Here is a 14542-nt window from a genome sequence, read left to right as displayed (position 1 = left end):
TATTTGCTTGATTCAATAAATACTTTTTATAAAGTGAAAAAAGAGCAAGGATTTGAGGAATACCCCAATGAAATGGTGACTATTCAATTGATACAAAGATGTAGCCTAATTAAATTTGAAATTGAGCATTACTGCTTTCTTATATTATTTTCACAGTTTCATCGAAAAAATTACAAACAAATTTTTAAAAGTATTCCATTTGATAACACCATTGACTTGTGTAAATATTACGAACATGTTTTTTTACCTAGTCAATCTCTACAGATACCGGTTTCTAATAATTTAATTTCAGTTTTTTTATCAAGTATTTTTGACGAGACATCTGATTTATCATTAGACCATCTAACTAAAGTGACCAACTTATTATGTGAGACGTCTCTCTCAACGTATGGGGCGGAGCAAGAATTATATAATTTATTTACTAAAGTTGATAATAATCAAAAGTTGAAACTACTAAGTCTTGTATTGGAAAATAAATATGTTACAAGTACTTATTTGTTGTCGACTTTGGAATCCATTAATGTGGATATTGGGACAAGTGAGTTTAATTTTTATGTTGTCAAATCCATAGTGAGTTGTTTCAATAAGAAGCTTTTATTAGAATTAAGTGCGTTCTTTAATAGGGGTATATTAAAAGAAATAATAAATTTAAGAATTTGTATTTTAACTTTTGATGTGAAAAATATGAGACTTATCAATAATAATTTTGAATCCCGGTTAAAGCCATTCGTTAATCAGATTAATTCGGAAGCTAGTTTTGTACAAGAAAAAATGGCTTCTTTATGGACCAGCCCATATTACGATGCAACTAATTCCGTTAACAGTTCTTATGCACTAAGTGAAGATGTACGCTCACCAGAAATATTAAAGGAGGGAGAGTACATAAAATCACAATTAATAATTGGAAAAGAATATGGATGTATTCTATCTACAGAAAGAAACCTTGTTGTTATAAACTTAGAATCTGGACTTCAACGAAAACTAAATAATATAGGGAACGTACTCTTAGGACCTATATTTGTGGAAAATTCTATAGGGATTGCAACAAATGATGAAATATCTTTGTACAATATTAAAGGAGATTTATTGCAGACAGAATTTTTAATTGGAGAAGGAGAAGAAGTTGTCTCTTTGAAGCCAAAAGATAAAGAAATAATAGGACTAACAAATATGGGAAGGTTATTTTTCTTAAATGATAATTCTTCGTTTTCTTTTGTGATACCAGAAAAGTATAAAAAAGAAAGTTATACAGATGTCTTAGTTTTTAATTCGTTCTTTGTTTTTGTAGGAGAAGGGTGCATACAAGTTTTTAAAAGAGATAAAAATAGAGTGGCTGATTTTGTGGAGGAAATTAAATTAAGTACTATTAATAGAGTACTTGGTATAAATGACGTTTGCTTTATTATTACTTCTCACTCAATTTTACGCTGGGATTTATCAGTTAAATCTGATGATATTGTTAAATATGATTTAATGATAGATATTCATGATAACCCTATTGTTGTAGAAACACCTAATACATTAATAATAGCTTCTAATGAAAGAATTATTAGAATAATCTTTAATGCATCTGAGGCGACACACAAAGTAGTGTTCTCAGAAATAAAAAGAAAAGCAATTACGGATATTATAAGATGCAATGGTTTGTATGCAGTACTTACAATTGAAAATAACTTTTTTATTCTAAAGAATTTAGATGATGCTTTAGAAACTACAAGTAAATTAGAACTGATGGAAAACAGTGACGGCTATAAGCTGAGTTGTGGTTATGGAGCTCTATATATCACATCTAATAGAACGATTTATGTGATAAAAAATCGAGAGGCGGTCATCATTGATGAACACGTGGCTTAGCAATGAGGTTTTTATAAATAAAGAATTGGTAAATGAGGTAAAAAACCATTTTATTAATTCGGAAATCTCTGAAAGTTATATAGCACAAATATTTGATTATTTTTCAGAAGAGCAACTTGAAAAACGAAAAGAACCATCTAGTTTTCGTCTCGTAATAAAAAAATTAGAGGAAGGGAAGGCAGACGTCACATTAAGTTCGGCAAACAAAGGTAAAATATTTGAAGTAACAGGGACAAATCAACGCTTTAAAACTACCTCCTTAATTTTGATAGCTTTGATACTAGGGTTCGACTTTAATGAAGCAATAGACATGATTTCATCGAATCAAATCTTAACTAAAGTAGGGCAGCTGGTTTCTAAACTTTTTAGTGCTAATGATACTATTATTTCTCTCGAAATCACTAATTCTGAAAGTTTGTTTAGTTTTACTAAGAATCCTACTGAAATTATTATTATTTATAATGGAAAAAAACAGGTAATTGCACTTAATGAAAATGAGTATAATTCGGCCTATAAAATATATAAAGAATATGTAGGATCTTTAAATATTGCTGACCCTCAATTTATTTCAAAAGGAAGAAATTTTGTTGGAAATGTTCATAAAGAAATTAGAGAGGAGTTCTTAGTTACATTAAGTTTAATAGAAAATAAATTGTCTGATGTTGTTACTAAGGCATTAGATTCCTCAAATGAAAAAAATAAAATAAGATCAGAAGCAGAAGCCTCAAGTCATTTAGTTTACGTTAATAAAGCAATTAATTTTTTAGATAAGATTGATATACCAATTGAAATAATTTATTTTCTAAAACAGCAAGTCAATTCAAAACTATATAATCATTTCACTGTAACATCTGTAAAGGAAGTTGCATCTCAAAATAGAAATGAAATTTTAAAACTTAAAAAAAAATATGAAGAAGCGGAAAGGTCAAAAGAACTAAAATTGAAAAGTATTCAACAAATATTAGATCTATTTAATAACGCATCAGCAACACTTCCTATGAAGTTTTCACTTAGTAACATAAAACAGCAATTATCGCTTTTTAATTCTGAATGGGCTGAATTGAACATAAATACTAATATAAGTAAGTATAATCGTATACCTGCAGATTTAGAAGAAGGAAAGACTATACCTTTTAATGTTTCTAGCAGATTTTTTTCGAATATGAGCGTAAATTCTATTAACTCATACAGGGAGTTTATAAACAATATTTCATCTATTCACACACAGTTACAAGATTTGAAATACAAAATTGATTCTTATGGGGAAAAATTATTTAGTTCCATTAATGAATTGGAAGAAATTAAGCAGCAACAATATTTGATTGATAAAGAAATTTCAGAGATAACGAGCGACTTAATTGATCTTGAAAAGATAATCCGCTTTTTAGAGTATGTAGATGATTTTTCTGATAACGACCAATTAAAGGGTATTTTTGAAAAATTCCAAAAAAATGAACAAAGTATTTTCTTCCAACATTTAGAAAAATGTCTTAATAAAATTGATCTAAATTTTACAAATGAAACCAAAAAAAGTCTGTACGAGAAAATAACATCTTATAAAAAGGAATTAGAAGGGGCAATAAAAATAGGAGAAAATGTTTTGCTATTTCCTAAAAAATTTCAAGATACGAAGGAAATGTCTAAAATACTCCAGGATTTAAGAGCTGTTTATAATTATTTAGCAATAGAAGATGTAAAAGAAGGTAAAGAGAAAGTGTCAGTTATTCAGGCTTCTAGACAAACTCTATTACATGATGCAGTAATAATTTTGTTTAATCAATATATGGCATTGAGATGCAAATACTATTTTGAAGTGAATGAATCTAGTGAGATTAAGAAACTTCCATTAATTAATTATAATTATGAAACGATGGAATTCGATATTGGTAATAGGAAGGTCAGTACTAAAGAGGGGATAAGTGGAGGAACAGATTCTGCAATGACGGTTGTAAGTTTTGCTTCTAAAAAAAGTTTAAAAGAATTTGGTGTAATTTTATTGGTAGACGAATGGGGCGATGTTGGTAGTGTTTTGGCAGATAAAACTTACGAGACAATGGAAGAGGTCAATTCACTTGGCCTAGGAATTTTCGTAAAGGTAAATCATTTGAAAGATAATATTGATATGAAAGCCATTAGATAAGGTGGGGATGGGATGAATTTTATACTGAATAGTTTAACTGAAATTTATTTAGCTAACTTGAAATATATAGGTGACATTAAAAGTGATATGTTAGAGAACGAAAAGAATTTTGATAAATGGATGAGCTCGTTTGTTGTAAGAAGAGTTAGAAAGGATTTGTTTTCAAAAGAAATGAAATATAACAGTATAGTTCAACAAAGTTCTTCAATCACTATTGAACAGGACATACAACAACTTTTAGATAAAAATTTAATTATTAAAGTAAACAATTACTTGGTAATAACAGAGTTTGGAATAATAGTTCAATTAATGTTGTTAAAAGATAATGGTTATTTAAAAGATCTAGAACATTATTGTTTAGAAGCATATCCATTTCTTTCAAGGGGTATTTCAAAAGTAGCTATAAATAAAATTGAAAAACTTTTTCCTTTAGGGCTGTCCACTAAAGAATTAATTTTTGTGGTTTTTTTATTGCTTAATGGTGCATATTCTAAAAATACTGCATTTGTTATAAAAGAGAGTACACAAGGGTTTGATTTTAAGATTGATGCTGTGGTTAGTTCTCTTAAATATATTTGTGCCAAACTATTTGATGAGACTGTAGACTTTTCAATGGAGGAGAAAGAATTTTCTAATTTTCTTCGTCGTAATACAGCAAATGGGACAATAGGCAGAATTTTCAATACAAAATTCTTTTCACAATATGATAAGTTGGAGGGCAAAAGGACAATATATTTCGATCTTCTAAAAGCTGAGAATATCCACTATGAAGAAGATTATTTAAATGATTTAATTAATAATACGATTAGCATACTATTAAAATCAACTTCAAGCATAATTGATAATTACACTTTATTATGTAGGTTAAGAGAGTTAGTTGTAGAGTTTTTAGTTAGAAACCAATTAGACGCACATCAACAGTTGATATACTTTAATAATGTAAACTATAGAGATTCACTATTTCCTTTACTTTCTATTATCGATCAGAATATAAGTTTAAATTCTAACTAGGGTGTGTCTTCAAACCTAACCGAGTCATATGAGAATGGAAGCCAACGTTAAAAAAGCTTGGAAGGTGCAGGCCAATTTATCATAGCGAGTTTCCAATCGACGGTACTTTTTCACTTTACAGTTGGGAGAGATTAGAGCGTTGTACGATAAATATGAAATTTAACCTGGTGATAGCATATTTGATATACTTATTCAAAATTTGAACTTTTTTCACAAGAGATTAATTTACACTAACGGACTGATTTACAGTTATGAGCTAATAGATACTATTTTATCTGCACCACCAACTGGTTCCATTGCGTAAACGTGTTGACGAGGTATTATAATTTCAGCTTGTTTCATCTACATTACAGAAAGCCGAGGATATGTCCACCTCGGTTTTTCGTGTTTTTTGAAAGCTATTCTCTTTTTAATAAAGAAGTCTGGACTTGACTCTTTAAACACAAACGTATATTCTATATTATGAACACGAACATTAGTTCCTATTCATGCAGAGATAATTTCAAACTATTAAACAGGAGGCCAAAATTTGTCCAGTAATCCAACACGAAATCAATACCAAATCAAACTGATCCACTTCAACGAGATCACTCATGAAGGCAATCAACTTTGTGCACCACAATCCAGCACACGTACCATCACCGTATCGAACAGTATCTATCTCGATCAACTCAAACGAGTCGTAGCAGAGCATGATCCTTTCACTAATGTTACCGAAGTCATTTTTATGCTCAAAGCTGATCAAATTGACGAAGACGATCCATCTCAACTTGCTTTGTTTGAACGTATGTTACGAGATGGCATCTACTATAATGGAAGGAAATATATCCGTTCGATCAAGTCACCTGCGATGGGACGTACTCAGCGAACGGAATTTATCCAGGAAAAGTATGCTGCTGATCTATATCGACACATTACACTCGGCAAAATGCCATCACTCACCAATATCCACAAATGGGAAGCAGCTCTTGGTGTAAGTCGTTCAGCAGCACAGTCAGTCCCATATATTCCACGTATCGTTGTTATTCCAGATTATGAAAAGGATACGATCATTGAGGATGTATGGTAAGTGGAAAAGTGTGCTGAAGACTTTGAACAGCAGAAGTTGATATTCGATGAAAAGACGAAGCAACGTGAATATTTCAAAGCGAAGAAAGAATTGAGGCCATCGAAGGACCAATTACATAAGTTAGAACGTATACCGAATAAAACGATCTCGTGGAATGGTCGTACAAAGTCTGATCCTGATCAAAATGAATATAAAACTTTTAATGGGTGGAATAAAGTAAATCGTCGTGCGAAATTGGAAGAAATTCCTTTTCCTGCTCGTTCGGTTATGTATAATGATGAACTATATCCTTGCTATTCCATCGAGCAAACAGAAGAAATTCCCATTATCACAATCAATGAAGAGTCCATTGGATTTAAGCGATTGGAATATCCACAGTATGAAAATAAGAATGTCCAATTTTTCGATGGTCAAGGTCTAATGAGCTTCCAGTTTGCAGAGCATATTGGACAGCAACTGAATCTATCCTATTCACCTAATGCAGTTCAGGGAAGACTTCCATATATCAAAGGTAACTTTATCCGGTTCGATCTGTTGAAATGGTTCAATGAAAATAGTGTTACAGAAATAATAGATGTTTTTGGTGAATCACAGCCGATCGTTGATGAACGAGGTCGTCCTATTGATCTCATCCTTACCAAATCCTGCTTCAAAGCATGGCATCAATACAGTGAAGGACAATCTAAGCCTAAGTGCTTGTTCGAGAGTATAACGGAATATGAAGCATTACTGGAAGTACATAATCATAATCACTTTTGGGTAGCGAACTATGCGAAGCCTACATACCAGATGAATGCCTACACACCACTGACATACCAATATATTCATGCGCTAAATCTTACACTGAACGATTTATTTCAATTAGCTACGCCTCTAATGGATGTCATCAAACGTGTCCTACATGGACAAAAGAATGACACCCATGGAAAGTGGCTTCGAGATATCGCGTACACGAAAGCGTTCCTACATATGCTAGTCCAAGAAGACGATGAACCCAAAGATGTAGATGAAGAACCCGACGAACAGGAAGATGAAATAGAACGGGGCCAGAAGAAAGAGTTTATAAATGAAATCATCCAAGCTATCGATTTGAATGAATTGATGCTGTATGACGGAAACGTCCGTAAATTCATCGTGAAGCAAGCCATGCAGAAGGTACAGGATATGTTGAAAGGTCGCATCCCGATTCAGGGTAGCTACTTTTATCTGACTAATGACCCGATTGCATTCATGGAGCATGCCAGCGGAAAACCAGTAACAGGTGTGTTAAAGAAGAACCAGGCTTTTATGAATCGGAAACAGGGAATGCATGCTTTATTCCGATCACCGTTAACGATATTTAATGAAGTCGGTAAGCTAGATTTTGTACAAGTACATAACCGATATATGCGTCATTTAGATAATGTGATTGTTCTGAACTGTTGTGATTTAACACTGGCAAGACTTGGACTCGGAGATGTGGATGGAGATACGGCTCTCTGTACCAATGATTCTACTATACTCTCAGCAGTGGTCGATGCCCCTACCATCATCAACGAAGATGATAAAAAAGTAGCTGCACCTGTGCCGAATAATATGGACAGTATCGTCAACATGGAGTTAAAAAGTCTACATAATCTAACGGGTAGATGTACGAATGTGAATACGTATTTTCAGAATTTAGCCTTGGAAGAGGGGGATCTTCAAGCACGGGTTTTGGAAAACTCAGTCTTAAAGTTTCTCCAAGGTCAAATTATTGATGCCACGAAGAATGGACTAGAAGTAGAGATTCCATATGTGCTGGATCGTCTGGCTATCCAAATGCCGTATTTCTTTCGTTTTGCTAAGGGTGGCAAAGCCGAGGATTATCAGCACTCGACAAAATCGCCGTTTAACCAGTTTTGCGTTAAGGCTGAGAAGTACATAGATGACACATTCAAAATGAAAGACGGGAAATTGGATCAGTCTATTTTGGGCATCGAAAGTACGAGACAACTGATACAGGATATAAGTAAAGTTAGTCAGCCCAAGTTTCTGAGCTATCTAGCTCGCATTGAGCCACTGTATAAAGAATACAATGAGCAGAAAAAACCAATTGATCATCGACGTATGCAATTTAATGAGCTAAAAAAATGGCAGCGAGACAATGATACCAGAAAAGCAATCAGCGCGGAATACGCTAGGTTAAGAGAGGAATACAAAACTCAGTGTGAAGAGATCTGCCCTTATCCTTCAATACTTGCCAGTGCTGCTGTCGAGATCGCATATCAAAATTATGGAACATACTCCTTTGCATGGTTGTTTGTAGATGGACTACTGGAAAACCTAAAGCAGCATGAAAATGTTTTGAAGAGGGAAGTACGAAAGGTAAACTGGCTGACGAATCGAAATGTGGAAGGTAAGGAGCTTACCGTTGATGCTGGCATCGCTACGATAGATAATGTGGAGTTTCCATTCCATGTGCCGGATGGTGTGTATTCATTATTTGAGATTATGGGGCAGTATTTTATCGGGTATGAAGCTGAACGAGAAACCGTAGTACAAACCAGTAATACGCCTTCTCTGTTGGATGGGAAGAGTACAAGACGAAAATTGAGGAATTATTCGCTCGGCTTCAGCACATTGAAAAAGTCGGAGGAAGAATCGCAGTTGGTTGCTGACCAGGTATTAGGCAAGAAATTGTGGGTTCAGGTGGTCGAGCATAACTATGTTCATATTGTGGATGAGCAGGGGGAATTGAAGTGCATCATTCCGAGAGATCAGGCCATTCGTCGGGATGAGGGATTATCCTTCCTTGATTTTGACGGAGCGACAATTGAATTTATCAGGATTGAAAAAGTAACGAAATCGAGCTTCAGGGCTATAGTCTATATCCAATAAATTGAATCATAGGTCTGTCATGATAGGCGCCTGTTAACACTGGCGCTTGGGTGACACCTGATAAAAGGGTGCGAGCTTAACTATGCGGCTTGTCAGCCGGTAGAGAGGGATGTGGAAGAAATTAATCTTCACCTTCCTAATCACTTATATATGAGGAGGTCAGATATGGATAGCCATACCATTGTCATTACCCAGTCACGGATGGCTGGATGGTTGATGTTTAATCGGTTTCATAAAATGGATGAAAAAGTAGATTTAAAGGATTCGAATCGGAAAGTATTTATATTCAAGGATTCGCCTCCGTTAAGGAAGACCATGGAGCGATATAACGAATTTAAACATGTAGTAGATAACATCTATTAATAAGGGGGATCATAACAATATGACAATAGCTTTACAAAAGCACGATGATAAGCGCATGTGTTATACCGACCAATTCACTATCAACGGGAAACGAGTAGATGTACGGAAAAATAGGAATAGCAAGCAAGTAGAAGCTTGGATGGATGGCATTTGGAAGCCGATCACCAAGGAAGATGTGGATAAGCAGTATCGGATACAGTTTGAATATTCTCCATATGAGTTGGAGTTTTCGTATAATGGTGGTAAAACGTGGTGGACATATACGGACGATAAATATATGACCGATTCGGAACGAGCGTATTTCAAGAAGGAGATCGCGTTTTTTGAGAATTGGGAACTTGAACAACGTATTGAAGAGGAAGAACGGAAAGCGAATGATCCTGAGTATCAAGAGTGGATTACCCAACAATATATAGATTGGTTAGCTCATGAGGAAGAATATCACCGGAGTCAAAGTAATTCTAAGCCTACATCTTATTTGGATATTTCAGATGTGTTCAAAGGTGACGAAAAGTCGGCAGAGGAGAATCCACCTTCGATTGAGCCTAACTATAGGAAATACTTTGAGATGAATGGGAATCAGAAGAAATTCCAGCCTATCTGGTACGGCAAAGATATTTTACATCAGCATATGAAAAGTTTTTTTGATGGTACGTTTTTGTATCGCTATGATCGGGGCGTATATGTCAATGATGGTGAGCGTCACCTAGAGCAATTATCCGTTACCCTGTTGGATAATGAATTTCGCCATAGTCGGATTAAGGAAGCACGTTATTACATAGAGGCCCAAAGTTATATTGCAGGAACAGAAATAAATCTGTTGGACGACTATATTAATGTTAAAAACGGTCTGTTGAATTGGAAAACGGGAGAGTTAAGGGAGCATACGCCTGATAGACGGAGCACTATTCAATTTCCTGTCCTATATGATCCTATGGCCAATGACCCTGTCATGCTTCAGTTTATCGAATCTGTGCTGGAACAGGATACGCATACAACATTGTTTGAAATGATCGGCTATTTTCTGATTCCTACCTTGGAGTATGAAAAAATATTTTTATTCACAGGTACGGGAAGCAACGGGAAATCGGTATTGATTAAAACGATTGAAGCGATGATAGGCAAAGCGAATATATCCAAAGTTAAAATTCAAGATTTAGAAGGAGACAGATCAAGGTTCAAGATTGCCGAGTTGTATGGAAAAGTGCTGAATTGCTTTACAGATATCCCTGCGGATGCATTGAACTCTACAGGGAACCTCAAGGTGCTTGCCAGTGGTGAAGGATTAAACGCAGAGAAAAAGGGGAAAGATCCCTTTAACTTTGAGCCATTTTGTAAATTGTTGTTCAGCGCCAATGAGTTGCCGAAAAGTAGTGATAACAGTGACGGATTTTTTAGAAGGCTGACGGTGTTTCCTTTTACTCGAAAATTTACGGATCAACAAAAGGATACGAAATTAATTCATAAACTGACGACTCCATCCGCTTTATCGACATTATTGAATTATGCACTTGAAGGCTTAAGACGACTCGAACAACAAGGTGGATTTTCATATTCACAAACGATTAAGGATCAAGTTAAAACGTATCAAATGGAATCGGATACCATTATGCTGTTCATAGATGAGGAATGTGAAATTGAAAGTGAAGCTTCAAAACAACATGAAAGCCGAATCGAATGCAAAAGGTTGTATGCCAAGTATGCTGCATGGTGTAAACAAGGTGGATTTAAATCTGAAACGACGACTAAATTTAATAAGCATCTCGATGCAAAACTTAAGGATAAGATTTACCGGAAGAAGGCCAAAATAATAAGTGGAAATTCAGTTCCGTGTTGGTTTGGTATCAAAATATAAATGTTTCCTGTTTGATGCACCTGTTTCCTATCCGTTTTCTGTTTTGAGTACAATTGGAAACGGAAAAATAGTTTGTTTACATAGAGAATATTGAGTTTGTTTCCATGTTTCCTGTTTTTTTAACTCTTGAGAGAAATACATATAAATAATATTTGATCGAATATTATGTGCTGGTGAAGAGTGTATATGTGATAAGGAGTGCTCAAAACTGGAAACATGGAAACAGCTTTTAAAAATCCGCTATTATATTGGAGAAATTGAAGCGAAGATAGGAATTCGGCATTATAAAATTGGAAACAAACGGACGGAGAATAGGAAACATGTTTGTATACGAGTTTATATGGTGGGCTTGTCAGCCCGTAGAGAGGAAGTGATGGAATTAGATACATTTGTCCAGCTATGAATTTGAGAGTAAAGGGATGATTGGAATTGCAAAAGTGAACTTAATAAGCCGCAATGGGGTTGGGTGTGGGAGGGGAAACGGCGGCAGCAAATATTTGTCCGAAGTGCAGCTCAAGCGAAACGAAGGAAAATATTTGGAGAGTTTCCCCTATCCCACAAATAGATTATTTATAGATTCAGCAAATATTATATACATAATCAGAATCATGTTATTGACTAGGATTACCACTTAAAAATTTTCAATTTACATATTCAAATTAATCTTGCTGAATTGGACTATTATTTGCAAAATTTTAAACTACACGAATTGAGGACTTGAACCTTCAAAGTTTGAAATGTGTCACGTGACTCAATGAGCAGTTTTACAATTACAAATTAGGCTACATGGGAATTCTGGCTATAGGCTAGGGTTCCTTTTCATTTTAGAGAGGAGAAATATGAATGCTATTAATGTTACAAGCAATAATCATAGAAATATTACGATTTGTTACTGCAATTGGTGTGTTTTACACCTGGATTTGGGTCGCAGTCTTTTTAAAAACGAGTTTAGAAAGGGGGATCAAGTGGATTGGAAATCAAATTCGTAAACGTAGAAACGTTAATTCCGTACATAAAAAACGCCAGAAATAATGAGAAAGCTGTAGACATAAAGGAGCAAATTTTATAAATGAAATGGATGAAATTGAAGATCGATCAACTGGTACATGCCGAATATAATCCAAGGAAGGATTTAAAAGCGGGTGATCCAGAGTTTGAAAAGATCAGGAATAGTGTAATGGAATTCGGTTATTGTGAACCGATTATATGTAACAGCGATTATACCATCGTGGGAGGCCACCAACGGGCTAAAGTGTTGAAGGCAATCGGTTACGATGAAGTCGATTGTGTCATAGTCGATGTGAATAAGTCGAAAGAGAAAGCTCTGAACATAGCGCTCAACAAAATTACAGGAGAGTGGGACTTTGAAGCATTGGCTGTATTATTAGATGAGTTGAAAGAAGCAGAATATAATATTGAGCTAACTGGATTTGATTGGTCTGAAGCGGAGAAGTTACTGGATACATTGCACGAAGAAACAGTGGATGAGGAAGATGATTTCGATGTAGAAAAAGCATTGTCTGAGCATCCGATCACTCGTAAAGGTGACATTTGGCTACTTGGGAAGCATAGGCTAATCTGCGGTGACTCGACTAATCCGCAGGATATTGGAACGTTAATGGATGGCAAGAAGGCTCAGCTTATTGTAACTGATCCACCCTATAACGTGGACTACACAGGCAAAACGAAGAATGCTCTGAAAATTGAGAACGATAAGATGGACAATAACCAATTTTATAATTTCCTATTGGCTGCCTATACTCGAATGTATGAAGTAGCTGATGATGGAGCAAATATTTATGTGTTTCACGCAGATAGTGAAGGTTTGAATTTTAGAAAGGCATTTATCGAAGCCGGATTCAAACTGGCACAATGCTGTATCTGGGCAAAGCAAGCAATGGTAATGGGCAGAAGTGATTATCACTGGATGCACGAACCCGTATTATACGGTTGGAAGCCGACAGGTGGACACTACTGGAACAGTGATCGTAAGCAAACGACATTATGGCAATTTGATCGTCCCTTTCGCAATGAATATCATCCCACCATGAAGCCGATTCCCTTGATTAGCTACCCGATTAAAAATTCGAGCAAGCTTGGCGATATCGTATTTGATCCATTTGGCGGTTCAGGTTCAACGTTGATTGCTTGTGAGGAAACGGATCGGATTTGCTATACGAGTGAGCTTGATCCTAAGTATGTAGATGTGATTATGAAGCGATATATTGCCTACGTTGGCGACAATAGCGGTGTGTATTTGATTCGAGATGGAGTGAAGGTAGGCTATGAAGAAGTGGTTGCTGAGTCGGCAAGGTCAGAGGTATCATGTGCTGACTAAACCGAAAGGGTGATTCAATTGGGAAGGCAAAAGTGAATATGGTGATTCGGTTCCTAAAAGGCATGCAAGCCGAAAGGGTAAATGTACTAGGGGCTGAGGAGGCTTGTGAGGATAATGAGTTGATTCAGAAGGTAATTGAGGATATCGAATTGTTTTACGAGGCTGAGTTAGAAGAGTAAGCTGATACATATGGGGAATGGTCGATAGTTGGCTGTTCCCTTTTTTCGTGCTGGAGGTGAGTTAATGAGCAAAAATAGTAATAATCCAAAAAGAAATAAACCAAAAATACTGACCAAATATGATCAATTCGTTGTGCCAAGACTGAAGGATATTCCCGTTTGGGTGCGTGAGGGAGCTACAGATGAGGAGATAGCAAAACGACTAAATATTCATATTTGGACATTAGGAGATTATCGCAGGAAGCATCCGAAATTTGCAGAAGCATTAGAACGTCCAACTAAGTGGGAAACCCATGTATATCCTAGACTAGTGGAAATACAGCAATGGTTTGAAGAAGGCGTGAACGCAGAGGACATTATCAGGAAACTCGATATAGGTAAAACCACTTGGTACGAGTACATTGATAAACATCCCATGCTGGCTGAACTAGTCAAATGGAGCAGATCTGTGCCTATATCACACGTGGAAAATTCACTTTTGAAAGCTGCAACTGGATATGAATATGAGGAAATTCGTACAATAGTCGAAGAGGACAAAAATGGAAAAAAGAAGACGCGCATCGAAAAAGTGAAACGATATCAGCCTCCCTAATCCAACAGCGATGATCTTCTATTTAAAGAACCGCGCACCCAACGAGTGGAATGATCGACGTGAGTTGCTGGTCAATACAAAGGCACTGGAACAGGAACGCAAGCAGCTATTTTTGGATATGATTGAAGCCGATGTAGTGGATGCTGATTATGAAGCTATTGAGGAATCGGTTGAGATTGAAGAAGGGTATATGGAGTCGGATGATTCACAGCCATAACGTTATGTCGTCAATATGTGTATAGATAAACGCCAGTTTCAGCCCTGAATTAGCCCCAAAAGTAG

Annotated in this window: 11 protein-coding genes; all 11 read left to right on the top strand. The window is 35.7% G+C overall.

Translation table 11 applies throughout. From position 1 onward, the window contains the following. The first annotated feature begins 3 nt into the window (after positions 1 to 3). Positions 4 to 1854, top strand: coding sequence for a hypothetical protein (locus QMK20_RS18705; protein WP_283652820.1), 1851 nt, complete (start codon positions 4 to 6; stop codon positions 1852 to 1854). Continuing rightward, on the top strand, positions 1838 to 3994 hold the full coding sequence (locus tag QMK20_RS18700) for a hypothetical protein (RefSeq protein ID WP_283652819.1): 2157 nt from the start codon (positions 1838 to 1840) through the stop codon (positions 3992 to 3994). The genes QMK20_RS18705 and QMK20_RS18700 overlap by 17 nt, the downstream gene beginning before the upstream one ends. 12 nt (positions 3995 to 4006) lie before the next feature. Beyond that, positions 4007 to 5005 carry a hypothetical protein gene (locus QMK20_RS18695; protein WP_283652818.1) on the top strand — a complete coding sequence of 333 codons (999 nt, stop codon included), beginning with the start codon at positions 4007 to 4009 and terminating at the stop codon, positions 5003 to 5005. Between the two features lie 529 nt (positions 5006 to 5534). After that, positions 5535 to 6074 (top strand): hypothetical protein, encoded by a 540-nt coding sequence (locus QMK20_RS18690; RefSeq protein ID WP_283652817.1) that lies wholly within the window; start codon positions 5535 to 5537, stop codon positions 6072 to 6074. Beyond that, positions 6075 to 8933 (top strand): RNA dependent RNA polymerase, encoded by a 2859-nt coding sequence (locus QMK20_RS18685; RefSeq protein ID WP_283652816.1) that lies wholly within the window; start codon positions 6075 to 6077, stop codon positions 8931 to 8933. Between the two features lie 165 nt (positions 8934 to 9098). After that, entirely contained in the window at positions 9099 to 9296 is a 198-nt protein-coding gene (locus tag QMK20_RS18680; RefSeq protein ID WP_283652815.1) for a hypothetical protein, read from the top strand. A 277-nt stretch (positions 9297 to 9573) separates the two neighbouring features. Continuing rightward, positions 9574 to 11151, top strand: a complete 1578-nt coding sequence (locus QMK20_RS18675) for a DNA primase family protein (protein ID WP_283652814.1) — start codon at positions 9574 to 9576, stop codon at positions 11149 to 11151. 1069 nt (positions 11152 to 12220) lie between these two features. Next, positions 12221 to 13489: a site-specific DNA-methyltransferase gene (locus QMK20_RS18670; protein WP_283652813.1), complete on the top strand. Its 1269-nt coding sequence runs from the start codon at positions 12221 to 12223 to the stop codon at positions 13487 to 13489. Positions 13490 to 13527: 38 nt separating this feature from the next. Beyond that, complete coding sequence (locus QMK20_RS18665) at positions 13528 to 13668, top strand: hypothetical protein (protein ID WP_283652812.1); 141 nt, start codon at positions 13528 to 13530, stop codon at positions 13666 to 13668. 64 nt (positions 13669 to 13732) lie between these two features. After that, entirely contained in the window at positions 13733 to 14260 is a 528-nt protein-coding gene (locus tag QMK20_RS18660) for a transposase (protein ID WP_283652811.1), read from the top strand. Between the two features lie 10 nt (positions 14261 to 14270). Continuing rightward, a complete protein-coding gene (locus tag QMK20_RS18655) occupies positions 14271 to 14477 on the top strand; it encodes a hypothetical protein (protein ID WP_283652810.1) in 207 nt (68 codons plus the stop codon). Positions 14478 to 14542: the final 65 nt, after the last annotated feature.

It is taken from the genome of Paenibacillus sp. RC334, from assembly GCF_030034735.1.
Classification (GTDB): domain Bacteria; phylum Bacillota; class Bacilli; order Paenibacillales; family Paenibacillaceae; genus Paenibacillus; species Paenibacillus terrae_A.
Note: the sequence above shows the minus strand (reverse complement) of the source record. Positions and strands in the feature narration are given on the sequence as shown.

Coding starts and splice junctions, on each gene's coding strand:
- QMK20_RS18660 (WP_283652811.1), top strand. CDS start 13,733: ATGAGCAAAAATAGTAATAATCCAAAAAGAAATAAACCAAAAATACTG.
- QMK20_RS18655 (WP_283652810.1), top strand. CDS start 14,271: ATGATCTTCTATTTAAAGAACCGCGCACCCAACGAGTGGAATGATCGA.
- QMK20_RS18665 (WP_283652812.1), top strand. CDS start 13,528: ATGGTGATTCGGTTCCTAAAAGGCATGCAAGCCGAAAGGGTAAATGTA.
- QMK20_RS18680 (WP_283652815.1), top strand. CDS start 9,099: ATGGATAGCCATACCATTGTCATTACCCAGTCACGGATGGCTGGATGG.
- QMK20_RS18675 (WP_283652814.1), top strand. CDS start 9,574: ATGACCGATTCGGAACGAGCGTATTTCAAGAAGGAGATCGCGTTTTTT.
- QMK20_RS18700 (WP_283652819.1), top strand. CDS start 1,838: ATGAACACGTGGCTTAGCAATGAGGTTTTTATAAATAAAGAATTGGTA.
- QMK20_RS18695 (WP_283652818.1), top strand. CDS start 4,007: ATGAATTTTATACTGAATAGTTTAACTGAAATTTATTTAGCTAACTTG.
- QMK20_RS18670 (WP_283652813.1), top strand. CDS start 12,221: ATGAAATGGATGAAATTGAAGATCGATCAACTGGTACATGCCGAATAT.